The following is a 25,808-nucleotide window of genomic DNA, read 5'->3' as shown; positions in this document are numbered from 1 at the left end:
TTTATTCGATTGAATACAATTTTATTTATTCTTTTGTATCTTTTGGCATATTATTTATATTGAATTAGATAAAAGTATATTCCACACATTATTTTCCAATAAAGGCGAGAAGACTTTCGTCATATTACCAAAAGTCTTCGTTTATATATTATTGTTTTATTCTTCATCTATTAGGACACGGTATGCTTCTTTTAAGAAGATTTCCTGACTGTTTATACATTTATCTCCGTCTTTTTTCTCGCTATAATAGTAAACACCATTCTCATCTTGAATGCGCGCCTTCACATTATCACGGAACTGAGTCTTCATAGATTTCATAATACGTTTTTTTATTTCAGTATCAAAAATTGGGAATAGAATTTCCACACGTTTGATCATATTTCTTGTCATCATATCGGCTGAAGATAAAAATAATTTGTTTTCTCCATTATGATGGAACCAATATATACGTGCGTGTTCAAGAAAACGGCCAACGATACTTATCACTGTAATATTTTCACTAATCCCTTTAATACCCGGGCGCAAACAACAAATCCCGCGGATAATTAAATCTACTTTCACTCCGGCAATTGAAGCTTCATACATTTTCATAATCAATTCTTTATCCGTTAATGAATTCATTTTCGCACGTAAATGTCCTTTACCGTACTTCAAATGATAATTGATTTCGTCATCAATTAATTTAATAAATTCAACTCTTATATCATTAGGTGACACCACAATATGATGGAAGTTTGGCTTCTCCGTATATCCACTTAAGAAATTAAAAAAGTTCGTCGCATCTATTCCAAATTTCTTTTTTGTCGTAATAATCCCCATATCCGTATAAATTTTCGCAGTTGCATCGTTATAATTCCCTGTACCTAAATGGACAAAACGCTCTATTTTACTTTGTCTTCTTCTAACGACTAGCGTGATTTTAGAATGTGTTTTTAAATTATGCATGCCATAAATAACTAAACAACCTGATTGTTCTAGTTCTTTTGCCCAGTGCACATTATTTTCTTCATCAAATCGTGCTTTTAACTCTACTAGAACTGTTACTTGCTTGCCATTTTCAGCAGCGAGCTTTAATGCTTGAATTACTGGTGAATTCCCGCTGACACGGTATAATGTTTGCTTAATGGCTAAAACACTTGGATCATTTGCTGCTTCTGTTACAAATTCCACGATAGGTGTAAAAGATTCATATGGATGATTAAAGAATATATCCTGAGTTAACGCTTTCTCAAAAATATTTTCATCCGACCCTAAATCTTGTGGTGGCTGTGGAATGAAACTTTCATATTCTAAATGCTTTCTGCCTTCACCCACAAATTTTACAAACGAAAACAGAAATGTTAAATCTAGTGGACAATCTACGCTATACACTTCCGCTTCCCAGTCTTCTAATTCGTTCAGCAGAAATTGTAGTACGCCTTTATCCATTTCTCCTGTACGAACTTCTAGACGAGTAAGAGCACCCCATTTACGCTTTTTCAATTCTTTTTCAATCTCTAAAAGTAAATCACGTGCACCTTCTTCATGAATAGTTAAATCTGCATTACGTGTTAGACGGAAAGACTGTACAGATTTAACATGATAACCATAAAATAATTTATTTATGTTTGCACTAATTATATCTTCAAGAAGTACCACTGAGATCTCATTCCCTTTAGATGGTACTTGAATAAAACGTTCTAAGACAGATGGAACCTGTACAACTGCTACTTTTTCACAGAACTCTGGTTCTACATTGTCTTGTTCCAAAAGTATTATCATATTTAAAGTTTTACTGATTAATGTTGGAAAAGGGCGATATGCATCAACTGCTACAGGTGTTAACACTGGAAAAATCGTTTCTTCGAAATATTCATTGATAAAATTAGTTTGTTCTTCATTCAGCTCTGTTATTTTGCGCGTATAAACATTCTCTTTTGGTAATAGTTGTTTCATTAATTTTTTGTAAATCGCTGTTTGTCTTGAAACAAGCGCTTGGGTCTTCTCAGAAATTCGAGCTAATTGTTCCTTTGGTGTTAAACCTGATTTATTCTCCGGTTTATGAAATCCAGCTTTCACCTGATCTTGTAACCCTGCTACACGTACCATGAAAAACTCGTCCAAATTCGAACTGAATATCGCTAAAAATTTCAATCTCTCAAGTAATGGGTTTTGTGCATCCTCCGCTTCCTGTAACACGCGTTCATTGAATGCTAGCCAACTTAACTCACGGTTGTTGTAGTATTCTGGTTTTGTAATTTCTGTATGCTTAACTTGGACTAATTCCATTATCTATCCTTCCTTTTCTATAAAGTGTATGGATACTTCCCCTTTAAAAATTCGATTTAAATGCTTCTTTTGGCGGTTAGCTTGATACATCTCAGCCATAGCATTACCTTTTGTGTAAATCTTCAGTTTTACATCATCACCTGATTGTTCTATTTCAATCGATTCGACAATATTTCTTTTCGAGGCATCTAATGCATATACAAATTTAAGTAATGCGCCGATGTCACGCATTTTTTTAAACTCGTCCTTCGAAAACCACTCCATAAATGGTTCCGAATAACGGCTGAAATCATCTCTGTTCTTGTATGAAGCAATTAACGCTAAACGCACACGCTGACCATGGCTTATCCCATCAATTGAGCGATTTGACAGTAAGTAAAATGTATGTTGACTAGCAGCATCAACTTCAATGTACTCGCCTATATGAAACAATCTAGCGGCCTGCTTCAACATATGTAAATCTTCTGCATTATACAAAAATGCCCCTATTTTACAAACTTCAAAATAGGCCATTTCCGTTAGTTGTACAAAATGAGCTGTCTTTTCTAAAGGTTTATCAAATTCTGCAGCTAAAAATTTTGTACTCCTCTCAAAAACATTGTATTTGTTAAAAGCTGTTGGATTGTCCTTTAATATGCGATCAATAACAAGACCTTCACGTAATCCTTTTCTACTAAATTGAAATGTCTCACTACCCACAATATCCATCAACGCTTGAAATACTATGATCACGGGTGCAATAATATCTGCACGATCACTTGAAAGTCCATCAAGTTGGTTTAATTCTTCGTATGTCAAAGCTGTTACTTCGTTGCTAATATTTGTGAAATCCTCTTTCGTCATCTCATATTGGTGGATACCTGAAATAGGATAATCCTTTTTTCGTTGATCTAGCTTTGCCATGTTACGAGCACTTCCTCCTATACCGATAACAGGCAACTGAGCGCCTTTTAGCCATAGCAATGTCTCAAAGTTACTTTTTGCAAACTCATAAATCTTTTCTCCAGCTTCATTTGTCATTGTGTCACCTTGGATAAATTGTTGCTTTAAGGACACAGATCCAAACGGAAAGCTATGAGAAGACTGTAGTTCTTTATCTTTAAAATAGGTTATCTCAGTACTACCACCCCCAATATCGATTGTTATAGCTGATGGTGTTTCTAATGTATGGGCCACAGCAAAATAGCCAAAATACGCTTCCTGCTCGCCTGATAATAACTCTATCTTTATCCCTGTATTCTTCCACATACGCTCAATAATTTCGGAACTATTTTGTGCTTGACGAATTGCAGCAGTAGCTATGGCTCTTAGATCAACTATGTGATAATCATTTAATATGTCTCTGAAAAAAAGTAATACTTCTTCAAGTTTCTGTACGCCTTCTTCAGACATTACATTATCAACTTGTATATAATTTCTCAGACGAACTACAGATTTAACATTTTCTACTTCCTTTAAGCCTCTTAGCGGATCATACGTATAAAGTACAAGTCGGATTGTATTAGAGCCGATATCGATAATAGCTGTTTTAAAATAAGTCATTTGGGGCACATCCTTAGAATTTTTCTTGTCTCTCTATACAACGGAGAGTAATATTGGTATTATAATGTATATTATAAATTGAATGCTCTGAATTTTCTTCTAAACACAATCAATTACAGACATTAACTTAAGTAGAAAGGCGGTATTTTATGCAAAGAGAATATTGTGATGAACAACTAGCTACTGCTATCTATACTGTAAATAGACACGCAAAAACTGCACCAGACAACAAACCTCTTTACGAGCTGAAACGCCTTGCACTTGAGAAAATGATTCTTGACAGCAGAGCGAAAAAAATTGGTTTACATTTTGTGAAAAATCCTCGTTTTAGTAAGCAACAATCATCAGTACTCATTCAATGCGCAGATTACTATTTTCATACTCTACCCAAAAAAGATGACTTTGCTTCATTACCCCATCTAGGACATCTTGATGACAGCTATCGTAATCCCCAACGTAAAATGAGCTTAAACATAGCTAGAAATGTATTAAAAGACTATTTAGGAATAAAAACCCAACAATTAGTCAAAAAAGAAACGGGTAGTACTTCTAAACCTAAAAAGAAGCCTTTAGTTAATAATACAAGTTATTTTTACGGACACTAGACGCTATTATAATGATAAAACCGGATGCCTTATTTAGTAAGGTATCCGGTTTTATGCATTCATATACTTATAAGATATACTGATCTATTTTTAAGATGAGCTCGGCAATCTCAGGTTTGCTGATTTGGTCTTCAGCCCCGACTTGATCTCCTTTATGTCTTAAATCATCTGTTATTAGACTAGAGAAGATAATAACTGGTAATTTTGACAATACGGGATGGGTTTTAATTTGTTTTGTTAAATGATGACCATCCATTTGTGGCATCTCAATATCTGTTACGACTAATTGCACAACCTTTGAAACATCATTTTCTTTGTCTGCTAAAGCAAGTAAATAATCTAAGGCGTCTTTCCCATTCTCGAAGAATTCTATATTCATATAGCCTGCTTCATGCATCGTATCATGCAGTAATTTGCGAAGTAATGGTGAATCCTCCGCTATAACAATTTTCTTCTCTGAACGATTACGATCACCTAGTTTTTTTACAGACTCTACACTAATTCCCGAATCAGGGTTAATATCTACCATAATCTTCTCAAAGTCCAATAGTAGCAGCATTAAATCCTCTTGTTTAATTACTCCGATGACTTGCGAACCACCACCCTGGTACATATCAGTAGGCTTTTCGATTTGATTCCATGAAATACGATGAATCATAGTTACATTATCAACATGGAAGACAACGCGTTGTCGATTAAATTCTGCAACAATATATTTTTGTTGCTCATTAAAAACACCAGATAAACCTAAAACTTTTTTCATATCTACAACTGGTAATACTTCTCCACGTAATTGAATTATTCCTTCAACGTGCGGATGGGCATGAGGTATAAATGTAACCGGAATTGGTTGTATAATTTCTTTTACTTTAATAACATTAATACCAAATTTATTGGAACCCACTTCAAACTCAACAATTTCAAGTTCGTTTGTCCCGCTCTCCAGCAAAATACCATGACTTTCTACCATTTGATTCACTCCCTTGAGTCACACTTTTCTTTACTTCAATTGTAACATAAAGGGTACATTACTCCTATGATGATTTAGTGACATTTGGGCGAACTCTTATATGGATGATCAAACCAATTATAGTTAATACAATTAAAGTTGACAAAGCTATACGGCTAGCAAGCGTCCCATAGTCCTTTAGTAGCAAAGTAACTGTTCCGTAAATAGCAGGACCAATAATTGATGATACCTTCCCAGAAAAAGCGAATAATCCAAAGAACTGCCCTTGCTTTTCTTTTGGGCTAAGTTCGATAATATATGTTCGAGATGTTACCCACAAAGATCCTAGGGAAATGCCAAACATACTTCCCGCAATCCAGAACATCCATTGCTTTAATGCAAATACCGCTATGATAAGGGATACGATCATTAACAAAGCTACATAAGTTATCGCTCTCTTCGCACCAACACTTTTAGTAATGTATCCAAACACAAGTGAACCAATGATAGTGGATACAGTAGATACTAAGTAAAGAATGATAAATTGCCCGGAGGAAAAACCTACAATTGCAGTTGCATAGACAGCCATCATCGCAATGGTTGTCGCAATTGCATCATTTAAAAAGAAGTAGGCAATCATAAAGGTGAAAATAGCTTTATAAGCACGCATCTCTTTAAATGTTTTTATTATTTCCTTATAGCCAGATAAGAAAGAATTTACTTTCCGTTGTTCCTTTGGAAGTGGTTTATCTTTGTTAATAAAAAATAATGGTAATGAAAAAATTAAATACAATACCGCTGTAGGAATGAAAGCACGATGGAAATCTCCATCACTAACAAATGGATAGATTAACAAACCAACAATCGTACCTAAATAACCAACAGCTACCCCATACCCGGATATAAGAGGCATCTCTTCTTTCGTTCCTAAATCTGGCATCATTGCATCATAGAATACTAAGCTGGAATTAAAGAAGAATTTTGCTATAACAAAACTTACAACAACTAAAAACAGACTCATGGGTACTCCACCAAACATAGTATCAGTTTCCCAGTAACTAAATACCCCCATCAAAAAAGTGAAGATTATGGAAATTGATGCGAACCATACGATAAATCTCTTTTTTAGTCCAGTATTATCAATCCATACGCCAAAAAGCGGTGAGAATATTACTAGGAAAAGGCTCGCTATTGCATTTGCATAGGAGATAAATGTACTGGCAACTTGTTGCTTTACTTCATTCGTTCCAAGTATTTCATCCATATAAAAAGGAAAAAATACCGTATTAATATTGGATGAAAAAATAGTATTCGCAAAATCATAAAATGCCCAGGACAATATAGGTAAAGATAAATATAATCCCCACGGACCTCTTAATATCGATTTCTTAGCCCCTACATTCATCATATTCCCCCCATTTTTATTACTATTCCATATTGAAAGAAGAATGTCCTGTATTTCAAAGTAAATTTACAAAAACCTTACAATCAATCGTCGAGTTTCCTACCCAAATTATCGAACAATGTCATATACTAATTATTTCTTCATATATATGTTGACAGAATTGTTGATATTAATAATTAAAAACCGCTACTGTGAAAAATTCACAGAGCGGCCTTTAAAACAGTGTTATTTATAAGAGCGAATCAATGCTTGAGTACCATTATCCTCATAACCTTTACTAGCTAATTCATCGTACATTTTCTTTGCAAGTGAGAGACCCGGTAAATCTAATTGCATAAGTTCTGCTTCTTGCAAAGCAATCTTCATATCTTTTAAAAAATGCTTTACATAAAATCCAGGAGCTAAATCCTCCTTCACTATTCGTGGTGCTAAATTACTTAATGACCATGAACCTGCTGCTCCTGAAGAAATAGAAACTAGGACATCTTCTATATCAAGACCTGCCTTTTCCCCATAAGCAATTGCTTCACATATTCCAATCATATTTGTTGCAATCGCGATTTGATTGCACATTTTCGTATGCTGACCTGCACCGGCTTTTCCTTGATAAACAATGTTCGTTCCAATTAGATTAAATAGCGGTGTAATTTTATTAAATACTTCACGTTCCCCACCCACCATAATCGAAAGCGCTCCATTTTGTGCACCTATATCACCGCCTGAAACAGGAGCGTCTAAAGCATCCATTTGTAATGATTTCGCATGATCAGCAATTTTTTTCGCTAGAGTAGGCTGGGAAGTCGTCATATCAACAACAAGTAAACCTGCTTGTCCATTTTTAAATATTCCATTTTCATCAAAATATACTTCTTCTACATCTTGTGGGTAACCTACCATCGTGAAAACAATATTTGAATGACTAGCTACTTCACCAGCTGTCTGAAACCAATTTGCTCCTAATTCAACAAGTGGTAAAGCTTTTTCCTTTGTTCTTGTATAAACATTAACAATATGACCTGCATGCAAAAAATGCTTGATAATGCTAGAACCCATTACCCCAGTACCTACAAATCCAATATTCCATTGTTCAGCCATCGTAATTTCCTCCATATGTATATATATATGCTCTTTATTGTATCAGAAATTTTCCGAATTGTATGTCTTCTCTATATTCTCATATAAAAAAAGACAGATGCATTTGCATCTGCCAAAGAAAGGGGGAAATGAGATTGTTGCTGTGTTCATAATTATTATTTCCTTTTAACGTAATTTTAAACCTTTTATTTCGAAAAATTAGAAAATTAATCAAAAAAAGAGCACTAGGAATTCCCCCTAATGCTTAACATTTTCCATTGTAAAATTATAATCGTTCATCTTGTCGACATTCTGAAGTTGATAAATATTTAATAAATGATCTAGCTTTTTACTTAAGCGGATGGTTTCAATATTTGAAAAACCATGTTCAATTCCAGAACGGATCATCATTTCTCTTGTAGATTCTAATTTTTTCAAGATGGAATCAGACATTTACCATCCTCCTCTCAAGCTAAATTCTGTTCATTATTATACTATTATTCCCACTTTTTCGGAGATGAAACTTTCGACACCTTTCGACAAATTAACTCCTCGCAACATCCATGTATTGATAAATAACTTGACCACCTTGTTTTGCCACACCACGGAAATGTTTGAAGTCTTCTCTCTTCACTAGAACTTCTCTAAAGGCATAAAAATTATCTTTATCGACTGTGATAGCTTTTTTCGTACCATTTTTCAATTCTTCTAACATATCATTATATGAATTCACTTATTAAACTTCCTTTTGTTTAAAATTTTCTTTTTTTTTTAAAAATAATAATAGAAAATACTTTACCTCAGACGTATTTTCGTGCAAACTGTAAAGTATTAGTAGGTGAAGGAGCTGAATTTCTATGAAAATCGCTGAAATCGGAAATATCATTGAATTTAACGACGGTCTACAAGGCATTGTTGAGAAAGTAAATGAAAACTCTGTTATCGTCAACCTAACTTATATGGAAAATTTCAACAGCCTAGAAGTTGAAGAAAAAACAGTGGTCAATCACAAACGTTATAAAATATTATACAGTAACGAAGTTTAAAAAAAATGTTCAATGCCCATTATGAATACATATGTAACATATGCGACATACTTATAGCAATTACTATTCGTTAACAGTATACTTTACTAGACATTGGGCCTCTAAAACACTACAATGATTGTATTTGAGTCTGCGCCGTCCCTCAGAATCTGAAGGACGGCGTCTCTTTTGTACAAAGACTACAATAATGTTCAAAAAAGAGTTAAAGACCTTCTTTAAATATCCAGTTGGAGGTGATTATTAATATGAAGAAGCACAAGAATATTTTAGTGCTTATTCTTTCATTGGTCTTCATATACGTTCTGCTCTACTTTAGTTTCGATCAAAAAGCAGTATTCTGGTATCTGTATACATTTACAATGCTAGTTGGTATGGCTTTTGCTTTTGCTTTTGGAAAAATTGAAGATAAAATCAAAACGTGGGAATACTTACTATTCGGGATAGGTTTTGGAACGATTATCTATGGTCTAATTGCATTAGGTTATCGTTTACTACCTTTCTTATCAGAAGAACTTGTGACAACAGTACATCAATTCATCAAAACATTCGGTCCTAGTACTTTATGGCACTATATACTACTGATTTTGATCATTGCTACCGCGGAAGAATTATTCTGGCGTGGTTATGTACAACAACAACTAAAACAGTATATGAAGATGCCTTATGCCGTTATTCTAGCAGCAATTTTATTTGCAATGTCACTTGCAGTAAGTGGCTTCTGGTTAGGCGTATTAGCTGCTTTCATAACTGGCATTATTTTCGGTTTCCTATATGAATGGAAAAAAAGTATGCCAATTATCATCGTCGCTCACCTTGTCATGATAACACTATTATTCCTATTATTACCACTATATTGATTTTTAAACTATCAAAAAACCAATCGATCCAAAATCGATTGGTTTTTTTGTTATTTCTTTTAATAAGATAAATCTTTTATAGATAGACCCATTTTTTTCAATAATGTAATAGCCAGATCTTTTTCTTCAGGCGAAAGGGCATTTGTAAGCTCGTATAATTGTTCTTCATGTTTAGGAAACAATTCCGCCATAAAAGCTTCACCTTCAGGCGTAATTTCAGCATAGGTGATACGACGATCTGAAGGACAAGATATACGATTTAGAAAACCTCTTTTTTCCAATTTATCAACTACATAAGTGATTGACCCACTTGCTAAAAGGATTTTATTCCCTATTTTCTGTAATGGTTGTCGTCCTTTGTGGAAAAGTAACTCCAAAACCGCAAATTCTGTAGGGTTAAGTCCATTATCTTGAAAAAATTGATTTGTACATTCATTTATTGCTTTATTAGCTCTCGATAAAACGATAAATAGTTTTAACGATTGTTTTATTTCCTCTGATGTCATTTTAATTCATCCTTCATATCCATTATCTTGATTTAAAGCTATTATATCGATAATGTTGAAGCTTTGTCAAAATAGACTAATGAAAAACCCATACACCTTTTAGCTTGTGTATAGGCTTTCTGGCTTTGGTTCATACTGAGGAATTGAAGGGTCTACTCCTAAAGGCAATGTAATCTCAAAGCATGTCCCTTTTTGTAATTCACTAGACACTTCAATTTTACCACCGTGCTCTTCAATAGTTTTCAATACGAATGGCAGACCTAGACCTGTCCCACTTTTTTTCGTAGAATAGAATGGCATGAAAATCTTTTGGATTTCTAGGTCGCTTATACCTGAACCACAATCTTTAATTGTCAACTTCATTTGCCCCATAAAGTCAAAAGTTTGGGTAATCGTTATTTCGCCACCATCTGGCATTACTTCTATAGCATTTTTAATAAGATTTATTAGTACTTGTTTGATTTTAAAATCATCCGCATATATATATCCTGGTTCAAAATCCGGTTTATTATACACTATGTTAATGTTTTTCATTAAAGCATTTGGTAACATTAACTCAAGAACTTTAGTTACAATACCACTTAAAGATAGCATACTCTTTGTCCATTCTTTCGGTTTCGATAATACTAAAAATTCATTGAGAATCGCTTCCATTCTCTCAAGTTCACTATCAATAACTGATAAATAACGGCGATTTTCTTCAGTCGCACTTATTTTCAATAATTCGGTAAACCCTTTTAAGGATGTCATTGGATTACGTATTTCATGTGCTATACTTGCAGCAAGCTCTCCTAGAATGTTTAGTGAATCTTGATGTTCAACTTGTTGTTTTAAGTTCATCATTTCTGTGTCATCACGGATAACAGTCATGTGAAGTTCTGATGTCGTATCGTAGGTGCTCACAATATTAAGATACCTAGTGTATTCATTTGCAAACTGAATATTAAAAGTATGCTCAGCTTTACCTGTCGTCAATAGCTGCTTATAGAAATGACGAATTTCATTTGTTTCCCCGTGGAATATCTCCATTAAAACAGGTTTTTTATTGCCAAGAAGGACCTTTCTTGACACTTGTAATAATTCTTCGGCCTGATTATTAACTTCTACAATGGTACCATTCTTATCCGTTAATATAATGCCATTTGTAGAATAATTAAACACATGATTAAATTTCTTCTCACTGTCATTCAATAAACTGAAAGTCGGCAATTCTACAGTAGATCGTTCGAATCGCACCATCATGACATTAAATTTAGTATAATGGAATCCTGTAATTCTAACTCCTTCAATTATACTTTGATTTATATTTAAATTAAGTACGCATGCTGCATGCTTTTCATTGATTAATTCATGAATAAACTGTTGCCAATCTGCTCTAAAAGACTCTTCCACAATAGTTTCTAAATCCATGCTTAGATCTATTGCTAACATTTCCTTTGCAGAATCATTAATCCTAACCATTTTGCAATTAGTATCTAAAATTGTAAGCGGGTCTTTTATTTCCTTAAATAAATAGTCGAACGTTGGATTAGTACTACTCGTCATACGCTGTTTCACCGTACCTTTCGTTTACTTCTATAACCCTATGCATCCTATTAATATAGTATGCAAATATAATCGAAAATAAAAAGGTCACAATTGAGACACAAACGTTAATATATAATATTCAGATTATTCCACAAAAAATAATATATAGGAATAGGTCTTTATACTTATATTGCGGAAATTTCACAATATTGTTACAATCTATAACAGTTACACATATGTTACTTTCTCATTAATAACAGCCTACATTACGCTGTTTTCCAAAGGAGTTCACAAATATGAACATAGTACTAGCTACTCTAAATGCAAAATATATCCATACTAATATTGCATTGCGCTATTTAAAATCATTTGCTAAACCCGAATTCGACCCAATTATCTCTGAATACACTATTAAAGACCCTTCTTTTAATATTGTTTCTGATATTTATCAAAAAAAACCTGATATCGTCGGCTTTAGCTGCTACATATGGAATATCGAAGAAACAATTCGCGTCATTAGAATGTTAAAAAAAGTTAGTCCTAATACGAAAATCATTCTTGGTGGTCCTGAAGTATCCTATGATGTGCATGATTGGCTACGTCGACTTAATGACGTGGATTATATCATTATGGGTGAAGGAGAATATTCTTTTAAACAGCTCCTTTTCCACTTAAATGGTGACCTACCGCTTGAAGAAGTCCCAGGAATTTGTTATTTAAAAGATGGTAAAGTCATTATTCACCCACAGCCTAAAAAAGTCGACTTACGCGAAATGCCAAGTCCTTATCGCTTTGAAGAGGACATTCCTGAAATCCCAAAACGAATTTCATATATTGAAACAAGCCGCGGATGTCCATTTAGCTGTCAATTCTGCCTATCATCCATTGAAGTTGGAGTCCGTTACTTTAACCGTGAAAAGATAAAAGAAGATATTCGTTACTTAATGGAACATGGTGCTAGAACGATTAAATTCGTCGACCGTACATTTAATATTAGCCGTAGCTATGCTATGGAAATGTTCCAATTTTTAATCGATGAGCATAAACCAGGTGTAGTATTTCAATTCGAAATTACAGCTGATATTATGCGACCTGAAGTCATTCAATTTTTGAATGATAACGCACCTAAGGGGCTATTCCGTTTTGAGATAGGTGTTCAATCAACAAATGACTTAACGAATGAACTTGTCAAACGACGACAAAATTTCGAAAAATTATCCCGTACAGTTACTATGGTTAAAGATGGTGGAAAGATTGATCAGCATTTGGACTTAATAGCTGGGTTACCGGAAGAAGATTATGCTAGTTTCCGTCAAACTTTTAATGATGTATTTGCGATGCGACCTGAGGAGTTACAACTAGGTTTCTTAAAACTACTACGTGGTACAGGTTTACGATTGCAAGCGAAGGAATATGGATATGAATATGTCGATATGGCACCTTATGAAATTTTCGCTAACAACTTATTAACATTTGATGACATTTTGCGTATAAAACAAGCAGAAGATGTATTAGAAAAATATTGGAATGATCATCGTATGGATCGTACTGTAGAATATCTAGTAACAGAAATATTTGAATCGCCATTCGACTTCTTCCAAGAATTCGGTACATATTGGGAAGAACGCGCATGGTCAAGAATAGGTCATCAACTTGAAGATTTATTTAACCGTTTACTTCAATTTTTACATGACCGTGGTGGCGTAAATCTAGAAATAGTAACAAACTTAATGCAACTTGATTACTTAGCAGTACAGCAGTTCCAACCTCGTAAAATTTGGTGGGATAAACGCATTTCAAGTACAGAATCCAAGAAGCTTTTCCAACAGTTACGTGAAAATCCTGCAATCGCTGGCGAGGAATTTGCTTCATTCCAATTAAATGAAAAGGAGTTATATAAACATACTTTACTCGTTCCTTTCTCACTTGATTATGAAGCATTTAAAAATGGACAACTTGCAGTACAAAGCGGTTATTTATTAACCTACTTCAGAAAAGATAATACTCCTTACTTCACAACTATTTCAGGTACTCTCATTTCTTAATAACAAAGCAGAGCAAATGCCATTAAAATTGGCTTTGCTCTGCTTTTTTGTCTTTCACAAAAAATGACAACGTTATGAATCAAAAAAATCGTCTGCGTTTTTAACTTAATGTTAAAACGTAGACGACTTTCTGTGGATTATCCAATAATTACTCGCTCTTTCGGATAATGGTATTTCGTTTTCTTTGCCTTCCCTCCAATAGAATATAAGAAGGAAATAAGACCAACTCGACCAATGAACATGAGAAGCATCATGATTACTTTCCCAATTGATGATAAATGTTCTGTCAAACCAAGCGACATACCACAAGTTCCGAATGCGGATGTAATTTCAAATACAATTTGAATTAATGTAGCTTCCGGCTCAGTGATTAATAAAATCATCGTTGCAACAAGTACCATCGCTACAGCTAAAATGATAACAACATATGAGCGGTACACATCAACAATATGAATCTCACGATTAAAAATCTGGATTTCTTCCTTACCCCTTGCAAAATTAATTAAAAATAAAATTGCTATCGCAAAAGTAGTTGTTCGAATCCCACCACCAACCGAACTTGGCGAAGCCCCTATAAACATTAAGAAACTTAAAAAAACATCTGTCGCTTCACTGAATTTCGTGACATCTATTGTCGTTAACCCAGCTGAACGTGCTGAAATAGAATGGAACATCGCTGAGAAAAATGCTTCATGCCAGCTCATCCCTTTAAATGAATGGAATGATTCAATAATTAGGATTACGAAAGTACCGAAGAGAAATAACATTGCATAAGTAGCTGTCGTAATTTTTGTAAACAACGAGAAACGAAAATTTCTATTTTTATTTTCTAAAAACGCTTTAAGTTCAATCAATACAGGAAAACCAATTGCCCCTAAAGTAATTAATAACATATTAATTACTTGTACAAAATAATCCCCGTGGAAAGATACTAATGACATACCAGTTATATCAAAACCACCATTTGTAGTCGCAGAAATAGCGCCGAAAACACCATGTAATAATGCTTCTTTAAAACTATCGAAATATTGTACGAAATAAAGCGTTAAAATGGTAGAACCTATAATTTCAATCGTTATTAATATTTTCACGATTTCTTTTATTAGATACACGACACCTGATATTTTCGTTTGGTTATGATCGACCATGATTAATTGACGTTCACGCATCCCAATCTTCTTCCCGACAAGTAACCAAACAAAGGTGCCTAAAGACATTATCCCAATTGCACCTAGTTGTAAAATAAGCAGTAACATAACAATACCAAAAACTGAATACGTTTCAGATATATTCGTAACTGTTAAACCGGTCACACTAACTGCACTAACTGCTGTAAATAACGAATCAAGTAACGAAACTTCTACACCTGGTTTATGTACACCTGGTAACCTTAAAAGTACAAAAGAAATAGCAATAGCTATAAAATAATATGAAACAATAGCTTGGAATGGCGTTGCACGCCGATTGATATCTTTAGTAAAACCCAAATAAATCGAATCCTTTCAATCTTGAAAACAAGATACTCCCTATTGTATGAAAAAGTAAGAGAAAAGGAAAGTACCTAAAAATATTCTCTCTATAACTTTTCAATCTCCCCTATTCTGCCCTTTTTATCCAAAGAAAAAACCCTATTCACCATAAATATGGAGAATAGGGTTTTAACTAAATTATTCAGTTGCATCTGACTTTTTCTTATTGCGGACTCCTACAAGGTAGCCACCTGCTGCTAGTACAACAAGAACAATCCAGAATGTCATTTTCCAAGTAGTTGAATGTGGGAATTGCTCATCTAAAACCGCAACCTTTGGATGTGCTAATGTTAAAACTACTAATTTCACTCCAACCCATCCAACGATTAAAAACGCCGCCGTTTCTAAAGATGGATAAGATTGTAGTAACTTAACAAACCATTGTGCTGCAAAACGCATAATGATTAAGCCAATAATACCGCCTAAGAACATAACTGCGAACTGACCACCATTAATACCACCAACGTGGAAATCACCAATTTCAGGTAGTGTTACAGCTAAAGCTACTGCAGCAAGCATTGAATCAATAGCAAAAGCTAAATCTGCTAATTCTACTTTAAATACTGTCATCCAGAAGCCAGAACCCTGTTTTTCTTCGACCTCTTCCTCCTGATTCTTTTTCTTCCAATGATCATATAAATGTTTGAAACAGATAAATAGTAAATACGCTGCTCCTAACGCTTGAATTTGCCAAAAGTTCACTAGGAATGTAATCATAAATAGCGCAGCAAATCGTAATACAAACGCACCTAGCAAGCCGTAAAATAACGCTTTTTTCTGTTGAACAGGTGGTAAGTGCTTGACCATAACAGCCATAACAACCGCATTATCTGCGGCCAATAAACCTTCTAATACTATTAGTACCAATAGTACCCATGCATATTCCAATAATATCGTGTCCATCCAATTTCCTCCTTTTTCAAACAAAAATAAAAGACCCATGCCTAATAAAAGGCAAAGGTCTCGCTTAGCAATTTTAAAAATTCATTTGCTCTCATAACCGATGGCGGTTAAACCATGTAATGACGACTATGAGGTAGGTTTCCCTATAGCTACTCCCCTTTGACAAAATGTCAAAAGTAATTAAGTTTGTTTGTGACTCTATTATAACTAAAATATTTTGGTAAGTAAACTTTTTTCTAGGGGGAAAATTCTGTTTTAAGAAAGTAACTAGTATTAGTATTATTTAATCTGAATCTGATAGGCTTTGTTATTTTTATGCTTATTATAGAACTCTATCATCGTAGGTAGGGATTGAATAAAGTCTTTACATTGAATAGAAGAACCCGCTAAAAGTTGCTCAGCTGTCCTAGTGTCAAATGATGCATTCCACCTTAAATAGTCAAGAGTCTCATACTCAACCCCAAGTACTTTACGGACAGATAGTATACTCATTGATTTTCTAGCAAGACTTAACGGAATACGACCTTTTGGCTTCTTACCAGTCAAAGTAAATACCATGGCTCTATATATTTCTTGAACAGGATGCGGATTTGGATCAGTCATATGAACAGTCTTTCCTATAGCCCCGCAAAGAGTGCTCAAATAAACAACACCGTTCGTTATATAATCTATAGGTACCACATTTAATCTGGCATTCGATTGACCGATGTACGGAATGATTGGGAGGCATTTTAATCGATCAATCATATTCAAAAAGAAATATGGTCCATCAAATTTAACTGTTTCTCCAGTTTGTGAATGACCGCGCACGATACCAGGACGAATAATCGTTACTGGCATCGTCGCCTTTAATTCTTCTACTAATGTTTCTGCTTCAAATTTCGTTTCTTCATAGAAATTTTTAAAACTTATTGGACGAATTAATTCAGATTCCTTTAAAATGCCTTCACGGGTTCCTGCAACATAAGCCGTACTAAAATACATATAACGTTGTATGTTTTCAATTCGGCTAACAAATTCATTTACCATTGATGTGCCTTGAACATTTACTTTCCAGGCAGCCTCTTTTGGTACAGCCAAATCATAGATAGCAGCTAAATGCCAAACGACATCCACCTCATTCAATAATTCTTCAAGTTGATCATTGTTAATATCTAAGTTTGGTAGTGTAATATCTCCTTCAATAATAACTATTTTTTTATCCGGATAATCTTTTAATATGCGCTCTACTTCAGCTTCTGCTCGTTGCATTTCCGTTATTAATACCACTGCGTACACTTTATCGTACAATTCTTGTTTAAAGGCTGTACGAACAATTTGACTAGCAATAAAACCTGGAAATCCTGTAAAAAAACCTGTAGCCATCCCATCCACCCCCTAATTACTATGCCTTTCTCTTTTTATTCAAAAAACGTGTTTCACGATCAAACAAACTGTAAACAATCGGTACAATATAGAGAGTTAAAAATGTAGAACTTACTAATCCACCGATTACAACAATCCCCATTGGTTGATTCATTTCGGTTCCTTCACCTAAACCAATAGCTAATGGTATTAATCCTAGAACAGTCGTTAAAGCAGTCATTAATATTGGTCTTAAACGATCTCTAGCAGAAGTAACGATTGCTTCATAAGATGGAACTCCAGCAGCCTTTCGCTGATTAATGTAATCGACAAGTACAATACCATTATTAACAACAATTCCAACTAGAACCAGAATACCAATAATGGCAGTTACCCCAATCGGTGTATTCGTTAACACTAAAGCAAATGCAACACCAATAATCATTAATGGTACAGTGAACATAATAACAAAAGGATATTTAAACGATTCGAACTGAGCTGCCATTACGATATAAACAAGTATTACTGCTAATACAATGGCTAACAGCATATCGTTAATCGATTCTTCAAACAGTTCACGATCTCCACTAAATTTTATCGATGTACTTTCTGGAAGATTGAGCTCTTCAATTACTTTATCAATTTTTTCTCCTGCCCCAGTTAACGTTTGTGTTGACTTATACTTCAAAATAAAGGCAACGGATGGCAGTTGGTCCGTACGTCTAACGGATACAGGTCCTTTTTTCACTTTCACTTCAGCTAAATCCTGTAATTCAACAAATTCACCTGTAGCACTTCGTAATTGCATTTTTTTTAATCGCTCTATACTTTTTTTATATGCATCACCGTAATTCACAACAACCGATTGTACTTCATCCTGATTTGTCAAAATTTGCGTTGCTGTGACGCCTTTTGTCATTTGTTGTACGGTTTGTGCAATTTGGGAGGGCACAAAACCTAATTGAGAGGCCTTCTGTTGATTCACATTTACTTGTATTTCTTCAACTGTATTATTGAGGTCATTTTCAACTTCAGTAATATCGGAAATTCCCTCTATTTTCTTCTGAATATCCTCCACTGCCTGATTAAGTCGCTTATGATTCGTGTCAGATACTCTGAATGTTAATGTATTAGGAGCAGAGCCAGATGCCGTTTGCATATTAAAACTAACATCTGCCCTATCCCCTACGTCCTGTTGCACATCTTTTTTTATATCATCTACAAATTCAAATACAGAGCGCTTCCGTTTATCAAGTGCTACTAGTTTGACAGAAAGTTCAGCTTCATTTGCTTTAGAATTCCCCCTCGATTGTGTTTGCTGATTCCCTCCGATGAGGCTAACGTAAACTGCAACGTCTTTTTCTTTTTTCAATCGCTCCTCAATTAACTGAACTACCTCTTCAGTTTTAGAAAGCGCGGAGCCATTATTAAGCTTCACAGAAATTGAAAAGAACCCTTCATCAGTCGATGGCAAAAACTCCATGCCAGTACGAGTTAATCCAAAAACCGAAAGAACAAGTAAAAATATAGTTACAGCAAGCACTAAAAATCTATGTTTGATAGCCCACTCAACTGAATTTTTAAATGCAGTATAGCGTTTGGAATTGCTACGCTTTTCTTCCATATCTCCCGACTTTTTCTTCAACATATGGCCTGCCATCATCGGCACTACGGTAAGTGCAACAACTAAAGATGCAAGTAAACTAAAAGAAATAGTCAATGCAAATTCAGTGAAAATCTGACCAATTAATCCTGTTATAAAAATAACTGGTACAAACACTGCTACTGTCGTTAAGGTGGATGCAATAATTGCTATGGCTACTTCTTTCGTACCTTCAGAAGCTGCTTGCTTTGGTGTTTTCCCCATTCCTAGATGGCGCTCAATATTCTCAATTACGACAATAGCGTTATCAACAAGCATGCCGATCCCTAAAGCTAGTGCTCCAAGCGTTAATATATTTAACGAAAAATTGGAGAAATACATAAGAACGAACGTCACAATGACAGAATACGGGATTGCAACAGCTATGATAATGGGGCTACGAATGCCTCTTAAAAAGACAAATAGTACTAACATAGCAAAAATCCCACCATAAATAAGCGATGAACCAATATTATCAATTGCTAACTTTACATAATCCCCCTGATCAAATAAAATATCAGCTTTTACTCCTTCATACTGCTTTTGGGCTAATAAAGTATTTAATGCAGTTTTAAAATTCTTTGAAACATCTACTGTATTAGCTCCCGATTCTTGTAAGACAGACATTAAGACAGCTGGATGCTCATTTGCCCTAGTAATCGTTGCCGTTGGTTGCTCAGCCACTTTTACATTTGCAATGTCTTGTAATTGTACTTCATCCCCATTTAAAGGGTTTGTTTTTACAATAAGTGTTTTTAAATCGTTTACTGAACTTAACGTACTTAATACTCTCACCGTCAGTTGCTGTCCTTGACCCGTTTCAATAGGATCTCCTGGTAGTGAAACATTGTTCCCTTGAATTGTTTGTACAATATCTGCCTGGGTTAAACCATTGTTTACAAGCTTGTCCTTATCTAATGTTATACGCATTTCTTCTATAAGAGTCCCTGAAATATTTACACTAGCAACACCTTCAGTACGTAGTAAATCTTTCTCTAGTTTTTCTGCTAAAATGCGGACATCTTGATTATCACCAGTTGCTTGCAATGTCATTTGAATAACTGGAAATTGAGCTGGATCAAACTTTAAAAATTGCGGACGATTTGCATCAGATGGGATAGGCGTTTGATCTATACGCTGTAAAACATCCGTTTGAATTTTATTTATATCTGTCGACCAATTGAATTCAAGCATCATAAAGTTTGCGCCCTCTTGAGAAGTAGATTGAATTGATTTAATTCCCGGCAAGGTTGATAACATACTTTCTAAAGGTTTTGTTACTTTTTCATTTACTTCAGTTGGACTAGCTCCTGAATAATTTGTAACGACAACACCAATTGGTGGATTTAACTCTGGAATTAAGGTCACTGGAATTTTGAAAAAAGATACTGCTCCTAGAATAATCACGAGCAACATCGTCACTATAGTAAAAACAGGCCTCTTGATGGAAAAATTACTAATCTTCATTGCGCTCGCTCCTTTTTACTCATTCTTTTAATCATATTGAATTATTACTTTAACTACAAATATTTTTTGGATAATAATTAATTTTCAGAAATTTTAAATTCCTTTTATCATACATACTATTGACATGTTTAGTATGAATTAAATCTAATTGTGAAACTTTTGAAATTTAAAGCGAAATAGATTATGAAGAAAATCAATTGAGCCATTACTATTTCTCAACCAGAACATAAAAAAGCCGTCCTAACTAAGTAGGACGACTGCTTGTGAAACTTATAATAAGCTATAAAGCTCAATATTTTCGTTTTTATCTTGGAACCAGCGCATTGCAAATTCATTTTCGAATAAGAAAACAAGATTTTCATAACGGTCATGTACAAGCATGCTACGAGGACCTGTCATAGATTCTTTAACGTCTGCTTCATTTTGAATCCAGCGTGCTATTTTCGAGCCCATTGGTTCCATACGAACATCTACGTTATATTCAGCTTTCATACGGTGTTCAAATACTTCAAATTGTAATTGACCAACTGCTCCAAGTATAACTTCTTCCGTATGCAAAGTTTTGTAATATTGGATAGCACCTTCTTGCACAAGTTGTAAAATACCTTTATGGAAGTGTTTTGATTTCATAACGTTTTTCGCCGTTACCTTCATAAACAATTCTGGCGTGAACTGTGGTAGTTTTTCAAATTGGAATGTTTTTTTACCGCCTACAACGGTGTCACCAATTTGATAGTTACCTGTATCATAAAGACCAATAATATCTCCAGCTACAGCTTTATCAACTGTTTCACGGTCATCCGCTAAGAACTGAGTCGATTGTGTTACTTTAAATGATTTATTAGTACGTGATAAAGTCATATTCATACCACGTTCAAATTCACCCGATACAATACGTACAAAAGCAATACGGTCACGGTGTGCTGGGTTCATATTTGCTTGAATTTTAAACACAAAACCTGAGAAATCTTTATCTAAAGGTTCGATAATTTGCTCATCTTCTGTTAGACGCGGTTGTGGTGTTGGTGCAAAGTTCAAATATGTTTCTAAGAATGTTTGTACACCGAAGTTTGTTAAGGCAGAACCAAAGAATACAGGTGTTAACTCTCCTCTTGTTACACGTTCTGCTGAAAAGTCATTTCCAGCTTCATTTAGAAGCATAATGTCTTCCATCGCTTGTGTGTAGTAAGAGGTTTTCTTCATATCATGTTCAACAGCTAACTCACCGTTTTCATCAATTGGTAAGAATCGTTCCTCTTCCTCTGTGCGGAATTGCTCGATTCGTTTGTTATAACGATCGTAAATTCCTAAGAACTCCTTACCCATACCAATGGGCCAGTTCATAGCATATGATTCAATGCCTAGAACTTCTTCAAGTTCTTCCATCAACTCAAGTGGCTCTTTACCTTGACGATCTAATTTATTGATAAATGTAAAGATAGGAATACCGCGCATGCGACAAACTTTGAATAGTTTTAATGTTTGTGCCTCAATACCTTTTGCTGCATCCACAACCATCACAGCACTATCTACTGCCATTAACGTACGGTACGTATCTTCTGAGAAATCTGAGTGTCCTGGTGTGTCCAAAATGTTGACACGGCGATCATTATAATCAAATTGCATAACTGAAGATGTTACTGAAATCCCACGTTGCTTTTCGATTTCCATCCAGTCAGAAGTAGCAAATTTACCTGTTTTTTTCGCTTTAACTGTACCTGCATCGCGAATTGCGCCACCAAAGTACAAAAGCTTTTCTGTTATCGTTGTTTTACCAGCATCCGGGTGAGAGATGATGGCAAAAGTACGACGAGATAATATATCTTGTTCAAGATTAGAACTCATTTTTCCGTCTCCTTCTGTCCATAATGTTTCATCATAAAACTAAAAATGTTAAGCCAGACTGAACCGAATTTAGTTGTCAATATAAGTTCTTCATTGACTGACTACATTCGATAATCGTGACGTACAATTTATTGTTTCTATTATTGTAGTCGATTCTCCATGTGCTTATCCTGTTATACATTCTTAACCCTACTATTATAACAAAAAAGAGCATACATAGTTAGCATGCTCTTAACTAGATCACGTTATTTTTTGATAATCAGTTTTTGTTCTGCATAAATTAAATCCGATTTTAAATCTTTCCAACTTTTTAATTTTGTCACTTGCACTCCGTACACTTTTCCAATTACAGATAAGAAATCTCCATATTAAACTGTATATTTCAGAGTTTTAGTAGTAGAATTGTTTTTTTCGTATTCTTTGTTTTTTTTTATGATTAGCTTTTGTCCAACTAAAAATGTATCGTATTTTTATAACCAGTATTTCACATCATCGTTTAGAGGTAAAATCGATGAGATACTACGATGAATAAATTAGATGAACATAGATATCTACTCAACAGAAATCAAGATACCATAAATTGGTAGAAAGTTTTTTATTTGATGTCGAATGATTTAATTTCATTTCATTTACCTCCCCAAATCTTGAATAATGAGAGTTACAACACACACATTAACAGACTGATAAAATGCTCTATGCATATTGATAAGATCATCTATGGTTATTTGTTATTTTAGGGTATAATTTGGTAGAGGAATAGAGTACTCATGTAAATACATAAGTATTTACATGAGTACTCTAAATGTAATATTACCTAAACATTTCACAATGTGAATTAGTCACCAACACTAGAGAAACTTTCTGTAGCAGCTGATCCAGCACAAGAAGTCACTGAGGAAAAAGATGCCGACGTGGGTAAACTAGCTAAACTACTAGCTGTTGTAAATCCAGCAAACTCTGACATATCAGTTTGTTCCTCAATATATAATGCATCTTTCATATTTACATTTATGTTTTGTTTTTCACTCATAATATATATCCTCCCTTATTATCCAAATGAAGAAGCAGTTGCAGTTGAACTAGCAGTTGATGCACTACTCGTCATTGTAGAAGCTGATCCAAATGTACTTGCAGAACCCCATGTACCAGCAACTTCATTTAATTGTTGATCTTGTTCCTCAACATACAGGCTCATTTACTCTACTTTAATTTCATCAAAATTGTTCAAACTGTGCACCCACTTTTCTATAATTTTTTGATCGAATGCTAACTTAACCCGCTGTTCCTACGGTTGATGATGTACTCACTGATAATGCTGGGAAAGATACTGAATGAGCTAAATAAAGCTGCCACTTCATTTAGCTCTAAAATGTATATCTTTCCTATTATCCGGCTGTAGAAATAGTTGATGCACAACTCCCAAGTGTAGAAGCTGATCCCCAAGTACCGGCAACTTCACTTAACTCTTGATCTTGTTCATCAATATAAAGGCTCATTTCTTCCACTTTAATTTCATTAAAATTGTTCAAACTGTCCAACCCCTTTTCTTTAATTTTTTTGATCGAATGCTAACTTAACCCGCTGTCCCTACGGTTGATGCAGTATTCAATGATGATCCGGGGCAAGATCCACTAGAAACTGTACTTAATGAGCCTAATGAAGCTGCCACTTCATTTAGCTCTACTTGCTCTTCAATATAAATTTTTGATTCTAGAGTTGCTGTTATATTTTTTTCTTCCATACTTATCACCTCCTTTCAGTGATTTAAAGGATTACTTTAAATATCGGAAAGACTTTTTTGAAATAATAAATAATAAAATAAATAGAACAACAAGTATTGCTAAATAATTTTGAATTCCCCTCCATGGAGTTTCTTCTAATCCTAAAATAATTGAACAAGACTTGATTTCCACCTGCAAGCAGAAGATTAGAGCAGTTTATATGATCAAAAAAGTAGCCATTCTTTCGTAAACTATTCTGTTCTTCGCAAAAAGAGCAAGCGTATTTTGTCGGAGCTTATGGTGTAGGAGTACCTTTATCGGCGATTAGAGGTAAAGTGGGCCAGATACTACGGTGAATAAATTAGATGAAAATAGATATCATCTCAATCTCGAAAATGGTTAGAAGGAGGGTTTTTATTTGAATGTCGAATAATTTCATTTCTTAATCTGAGCCCCTGAGGCTCTAAGTATAATTAGTTTACCCCCAAAATCTTGAATAATGAGAGTTATTCTAGGGTATAATTTTAGGTAGGAAAAGAATAGAATACTCATATAAATACATAACAGTATTTAATGAGTATTCTAAATGTTACCCAAGCATTTTACTATGTGAATTAGTCACCAGCACTTGAGAAACTTCCTGCTGAAGAAACTGATCCAGCACAAGAAGTCACTGAAGAAAAAGACCCCCCCGTGGCTAGACTACTAGCTGTTGTAAATCCAGCAAACTCTGCCATATCAGTTTGTTCCTCAATATATAATGCATCTTTCATATTTACATTTATGTTTTGTTTTTCACTCATAATATATATCCTCCCTTATTATCCAAATGAAGAAGAAGTTGCAGTTGAACTAGCAGTTGATACACTACTCGTCATTGTAGAAGCTGATGTAAATGTACTTGCAGAACCCCATGTACCAGCAACTTCATTTAACTGTTGATCTTGCTCCTCAATATAACAGTATTTAATGAGTATTCTAAATGTTACCTAAGCATTTTACTATGTGAATTAGTCACCAGCACTTGAGAAACTTCCTGCTGAAGAAACTGATCCAGCACAAGAAGTCACTGAAGAAAAAGACCCCCCCGTGGCTAGACTACTAGCTGTTGTAAATCCAGCAAACTCTACCATATCAGTTTGTTCCTCAATATATAATGCATCTTTCATGTTTACATTTATGTTTTGTTTTTCACTCATAATATATATCCTCCCTTATTATCCAAATGAAGAAGAAGTTGCAGCTGAACTAGCAGTTGATACACTACTCGTCATTGTAGAAGCTGATGTAAATGTACTTGCAGAACCCCATGTACCAGCAACTTCATTTAACTGTTGATCTTGTTCCTCAATATAAAGGCTCATTTGCTCTACTTTAATTTCATCAAAATTGTTCAAACTGTGCACCCTCTTTTCTATTATTTTTTGATCGAATGTTAACTTAACCCGCTGTCCCTACGGTTGATGCAGTATTCAATGATGATCCGGGGCAAGATCCACTAGAAACTGTACTTAATGAGCCTAATGAAGCTGC

Annotated in this window: 27 protein-coding genes; 4 read left to right on the top strand and 23 right to left on the bottom strand. The window is 34.6% G+C overall.

Annotated elements, in window-relative coordinates:
• Positions 1 to 156: 156 nt before the first annotated feature.
• Entirely contained in the window at positions 157 to 2,268 is a 2,112-nt protein-coding gene (locus tag ACQKM9_RS01805) for an RNA degradosome polyphosphate kinase (protein ID WP_427732126.1), read from the bottom strand.
• 3 nt (positions 2,269 to 2,271) lie between these two features.
• Positions 2,272 to 3,810 carry a Ppx/GppA family phosphatase gene (locus ACQKM9_RS01800; RefSeq protein ID WP_427732124.1) on the bottom strand — a complete coding sequence of 513 codons (1,539 nt, stop codon included), beginning with the start codon at positions 3,808 to 3,810 and terminating at the stop codon, positions 2,272 to 2,274.
• A gap of 149 nt (positions 3,811 to 3,959) precedes the next feature.
• Between ACQKM9_RS01800 and ACQKM9_RS01795 the strand changes: the two genes are divergently transcribed.
• Complete coding sequence (locus ACQKM9_RS01795; RefSeq protein WP_427732122.1) at positions 3,960 to 4,415, top strand: YkyB family protein; 456 nt, start codon at positions 3,960 to 3,962, stop codon at positions 4,413 to 4,415.
• A 67-nt stretch (positions 4,416 to 4,482) separates the two neighbouring features.
• Here the strand turns inward: ACQKM9_RS01795 and ACQKM9_RS01790 are convergent, their stop codons facing one another.
• From ACQKM9_RS01790 to ACQKM9_RS01770, 5 genes are all read right to left on the bottom strand, one after another.
• The gene (locus ACQKM9_RS01790) at positions 4,483 to 5,385 is read right to left on the bottom strand and encodes a chemotaxis protein (protein ID WP_427732120.1); all 903 of its coding nucleotides are present in this window, start codon (positions 5,383 to 5,385) and stop codon (positions 4,483 to 4,485) included.
• 64 nt (positions 5,386 to 5,449) lie between these two features.
• Positions 5,450 to 6,769 carry an MFS transporter gene (locus ACQKM9_RS01785; RefSeq protein WP_427732118.1) on the bottom strand — a complete coding sequence of 440 codons (1,320 nt, stop codon included), beginning with the start codon at positions 6,767 to 6,769 and terminating at the stop codon, positions 5,450 to 5,452.
• Positions 6,770 to 6,994: 225 nt separating this feature from the next.
• The gene (locus ACQKM9_RS01780) at positions 6,995 to 7,864 is read right to left on the bottom strand and encodes an NAD(P)-dependent oxidoreductase (protein WP_427732116.1); all 870 of its coding nucleotides are present in this window, start codon (positions 7,862 to 7,864) and stop codon (positions 6,995 to 6,997) included.
• Positions 7,865 to 8,101: 237 nt separating this feature from the next.
• Entirely contained in the window at positions 8,102 to 8,296 is a 195-nt protein-coding gene (locus ACQKM9_RS01775) for an aspartyl-phosphate phosphatase Spo0E family protein (protein WP_038183512.1), read from the bottom strand.
• 91 nt (positions 8,297 to 8,387) lie between these two features.
• Positions 8,388 to 8,576, bottom strand: coding sequence for a hypothetical protein (locus ACQKM9_RS01770; RefSeq protein WP_427732823.1), 189 nt, complete (start codon positions 8,574 to 8,576; stop codon positions 8,388 to 8,390).
• 124 nt (positions 8,577 to 8,700) lie between these two features.
• Here ACQKM9_RS01770 and ACQKM9_RS01765 point away from each other — a divergent pair, with 124 nt between their 5' ends.
• Entirely contained in the window at positions 8,701 to 8,889 is a 189-nt protein-coding gene (locus ACQKM9_RS01765) for a YkvS family protein (RefSeq protein ID WP_038183507.1), read from the top strand.
• 245 nt (positions 8,890 to 9,134) lie between these two features.
• Positions 9,135 to 9,746, top strand: a complete 612-nt coding sequence (locus tag ACQKM9_RS01760; protein WP_427732114.1) for a CPBP family intramembrane glutamic endopeptidase — start codon at positions 9,135 to 9,137, stop codon at positions 9,744 to 9,746.
• A gap of 59 nt (positions 9,747 to 9,805) precedes the next feature.
• On the opposite strand, the gene ACQKM9_RS01755 is transcribed toward ACQKM9_RS01760, so the two are convergent.
• Together ACQKM9_RS01755 and ACQKM9_RS01750 are read right to left on the bottom strand one after the other, a co-directional pair.
• Entirely contained in the window at positions 9,806 to 10,252 is a 447-nt protein-coding gene (locus tag ACQKM9_RS01755) for a MarR family winged helix-turn-helix transcriptional regulator (RefSeq protein ID WP_427732112.1), read from the bottom strand.
• Between the two features lie 99 nt (positions 10,253 to 10,351).
• Positions 10,352 to 11,797: an ATP-binding protein gene (locus ACQKM9_RS01750; protein WP_427732110.1), complete on the bottom strand. Its 1,446-nt coding sequence runs from the start codon at positions 11,795 to 11,797 to the stop codon at positions 10,352 to 10,354.
• A 278-nt stretch (positions 11,798 to 12,075) separates the two neighbouring features.
• Between ACQKM9_RS01750 and ACQKM9_RS01745 the strand changes: the two genes are divergently transcribed.
• On the top strand, positions 12,076 to 13,824 hold the full coding sequence (locus tag ACQKM9_RS01745; RefSeq protein WP_427732108.1) for a B12-binding domain-containing radical SAM protein: 1,749 nt from the start codon (positions 12,076 to 12,078) through the stop codon (positions 13,822 to 13,824).
• 137 nt (positions 13,825 to 13,961) lie between these two features.
• Here ACQKM9_RS01745 and ACQKM9_RS01740 read toward each other — a convergent pair whose 3' ends face one another.
• From ACQKM9_RS01740 to ACQKM9_RS01675, 14 genes are all read right to left on the bottom strand, one after another.
• Complete coding sequence (locus ACQKM9_RS01740; RefSeq protein WP_427732106.1) at positions 13,962 to 15,311, bottom strand: TrkH family potassium uptake protein; 1,350 nt, start codon at positions 15,309 to 15,311, stop codon at positions 13,962 to 13,964.
• A gap of 180 nt (positions 15,312 to 15,491) precedes the next feature.
• Complete coding sequence (locus ACQKM9_RS01735; protein ID WP_427732104.1) at positions 15,492 to 16,256, bottom strand: TerC family protein; 765 nt, start codon at positions 16,254 to 16,256, stop codon at positions 15,492 to 15,494.
• Positions 16,257 to 16,535: 279 nt separating this feature from the next.
• The gene (locus ACQKM9_RS01730) at positions 16,536 to 17,621 is read right to left on the bottom strand and encodes an SDR family oxidoreductase (protein ID WP_427732102.1); all 1,086 of its coding nucleotides are present in this window, start codon (positions 17,619 to 17,621) and stop codon (positions 16,536 to 16,538) included.
• A gap of 19 nt (positions 17,622 to 17,640) precedes the next feature.
• Positions 17,641 to 20,709: an efflux RND transporter permease subunit gene (locus ACQKM9_RS01725; protein ID WP_427732100.1), complete on the bottom strand. Its 3,069-nt coding sequence runs from the start codon at positions 20,707 to 20,709 to the stop codon at positions 17,641 to 17,643.
• A gap of 270 nt (positions 20,710 to 20,979) precedes the next feature.
• Complete coding sequence (locus ACQKM9_RS01720) at positions 20,980 to 22,554, bottom strand: peptide chain release factor 3 (RefSeq protein ID WP_427732098.1); 1,575 nt, start codon at positions 22,552 to 22,554, stop codon at positions 20,980 to 20,982.
• Between the two features lie 835 nt (positions 22,555 to 23,389).
• On the bottom strand, positions 23,390 to 23,584 hold the full coding sequence (locus ACQKM9_RS01715; RefSeq protein WP_427732096.1) for a thiocillin family RiPP: 195 nt from the start codon (positions 23,582 to 23,584) through the stop codon (positions 23,390 to 23,392).
• Positions 23,585 to 23,602: 18 nt separating this feature from the next.
• The gene (locus ACQKM9_RS01710; RefSeq protein WP_427732094.1) at positions 23,603 to 23,749 is read right to left on the bottom strand and encodes a thiocillin family RiPP; all 147 of its coding nucleotides are present in this window, start codon (positions 23,747 to 23,749) and stop codon (positions 23,603 to 23,605) included.
• A gap of 190 nt (positions 23,750 to 23,939) precedes the next feature.
• Complete coding sequence (locus ACQKM9_RS01705; protein ID WP_427732092.1) at positions 23,940 to 24,083, bottom strand: thiocillin family RiPP; 144 nt, start codon at positions 24,081 to 24,083, stop codon at positions 23,940 to 23,942.
• Positions 24,084 to 24,127: 44 nt separating this feature from the next.
• Positions 24,128 to 24,295 (bottom strand): thiocillin family RiPP, encoded by a 168-nt coding sequence (locus ACQKM9_RS01700; RefSeq protein WP_427732090.1) that lies wholly within the window; start codon positions 24,293 to 24,295, stop codon positions 24,128 to 24,130.
• Between the two features lie 594 nt (positions 24,296 to 24,889).
• Positions 24,890 to 25,078, bottom strand: coding sequence for a thiocillin family RiPP (locus ACQKM9_RS01695; protein ID WP_427732088.1), 189 nt, complete (start codon positions 25,076 to 25,078; stop codon positions 24,890 to 24,892).
• An 18-nt stretch (positions 25,079 to 25,096) separates the two neighbouring features.
• Positions 25,097 to 25,231: a thiocillin family RiPP gene (locus ACQKM9_RS01690; RefSeq protein WP_427732791.1), complete on the bottom strand. Its 135-nt coding sequence runs from the start codon at positions 25,229 to 25,231 to the stop codon at positions 25,097 to 25,099.
• Positions 25,232 to 25,285: 54 nt separating this feature from the next.
• Positions 25,286 to 25,474 carry a thiocillin family RiPP gene (locus ACQKM9_RS01685; protein WP_427732086.1) on the bottom strand — a complete coding sequence of 63 codons (189 nt, stop codon included), beginning with the start codon at positions 25,472 to 25,474 and terminating at the stop codon, positions 25,286 to 25,288.
• Between the two features lie 18 nt (positions 25,475 to 25,492).
• Complete coding sequence (locus tag ACQKM9_RS01680) at positions 25,493 to 25,681, bottom strand: thiocillin family RiPP (protein WP_427732084.1); 189 nt, start codon at positions 25,679 to 25,681, stop codon at positions 25,493 to 25,495.
• Positions 25,682 to 25,715: 34 nt separating this feature from the next.
• A partial coding sequence (locus ACQKM9_RS01675) for a thiocillin family RiPP (RefSeq protein WP_427732789.1) occupies positions 25,716 to 25,808 on the bottom strand: 93 nt, incomplete at its 5' end.

It is taken from the genome of Viridibacillus sp. NPDC093762, assembly GCF_050279675.1.
Lineage (GTDB): Bacteria > Bacillota > Bacilli > Bacillales_A > Planococcaceae > Viridibacillus.
This window is presented reverse-complemented; position numbering and strand designations above follow the sequence as displayed.

Excerpts from the sequence above, each read along its gene's own strand:
- ACQKM9_RS01805 (WP_427732126.1), bottom strand. The coding sequence starts at position 2,268 with ATGGAATTAGTCCAAGTTAAGCATACAGAAATTACAAAACCAGAATAC.
- ACQKM9_RS01800 (WP_427732124.1), bottom strand. The coding sequence starts at position 3,810 with ATGACTTATTTTAAAACAGCTATTATCGATATCGGCTCTAATACAATC.
- ACQKM9_RS01795 (WP_427732122.1), top strand. The coding sequence starts at position 3,960 with ATGCAAAGAGAATATTGTGATGAACAACTAGCTACTGCTATCTATACT.
- ACQKM9_RS01790 (WP_427732120.1), bottom strand. The coding sequence starts at position 5,385 with ATGGTAGAAAGTCATGGTATTTTGCTGGAGAGCGGGACAAACGAACTT.
- ACQKM9_RS01785 (WP_427732118.1), bottom strand. The coding sequence starts at position 6,769 with ATGAATGTAGGGGCTAAGAAATCGATATTAAGAGGTCCGTGGGGATTA.
- ACQKM9_RS01780 (WP_427732116.1), bottom strand. The coding sequence starts at position 7,864 with ATGGCTGAACAATGGAATATTGGATTTGTAGGTACTGGGGTAATGGGT.
- ACQKM9_RS01775 (WP_038183512.1), bottom strand. The coding sequence starts at position 8,296 with ATGTCTGATTCCATCTTGAAAAAATTAGAATCTACAAGAGAAATGATG.
- ACQKM9_RS01765 (WP_038183507.1), top strand. The coding sequence starts at position 8,701 with ATGAAAATCGCTGAAATCGGAAATATCATTGAATTTAACGACGGTCTA.
- ACQKM9_RS01760 (WP_427732114.1), top strand. The coding sequence starts at position 9,135 with ATGAAGAAGCACAAGAATATTTTAGTGCTTATTCTTTCATTGGTCTTC.
- ACQKM9_RS01755 (WP_427732112.1), bottom strand. The coding sequence starts at position 10,252 with ATGACATCAGAGGAAATAAAACAATCGTTAAAACTATTTATCGTTTTA.
- ACQKM9_RS01750 (WP_427732110.1), bottom strand. The coding sequence starts at position 11,797 with ATGACGAGTAGTACTAATCCAACGTTCGACTATTTATTTAAGGAAATA.
- ACQKM9_RS01745 (WP_427732108.1), top strand. The coding sequence starts at position 12,076 with ATGAACATAGTACTAGCTACTCTAAATGCAAAATATATCCATACTAAT.
- ACQKM9_RS01735 (WP_427732104.1), bottom strand. The coding sequence starts at position 16,256 with ATGGACACGATATTATTGGAATATGCATGGGTACTATTGGTACTAATA.
- ACQKM9_RS01730 (WP_427732102.1), bottom strand. The coding sequence starts at position 17,621 with ATGGCTACAGGTTTTTTTACAGGATTTCCAGGTTTTATTGCTAGTCAA.
- ACQKM9_RS01725 (WP_427732100.1), bottom strand. The coding sequence starts at position 20,709 with ATGAAGATTAGTAATTTTTCCATCAAGAGGCCTGTTTTTACTATAGTG.
- ACQKM9_RS01720 (WP_427732098.1), bottom strand. The coding sequence starts at position 22,554 with ATGAGTTCTAATCTTGAACAAGATATATTATCTCGTCGTACTTTTGCC.
- ACQKM9_RS01715 (WP_427732096.1), bottom strand. The coding sequence starts at position 23,584 with ATGAGTGAAAAACAAAACATAAATGTAAATATGAAAGATGCATTATAT.
- ACQKM9_RS01710 (WP_427732094.1), bottom strand. The coding sequence starts at position 23,749 with ATGAGCCTGTATGTTGAGGAACAAGATCAACAATTAAATGAAGTTGCT.
- ACQKM9_RS01700 (WP_427732090.1), bottom strand. The coding sequence starts at position 24,295 with ATGGAAGAAAAAAATATAACAGCAACTCTAGAATCAAAAATTTATATT.
- ACQKM9_RS01695 (WP_427732088.1), bottom strand. The coding sequence starts at position 25,078 with ATGAGTGAAAAACAAAACATAAATGTAAATATGAAAGATGCATTATAT.
- ACQKM9_RS01685 (WP_427732086.1), bottom strand. The coding sequence starts at position 25,474 with ATGAGTGAAAAACAAAACATAAATGTAAACATGAAAGATGCATTATAT.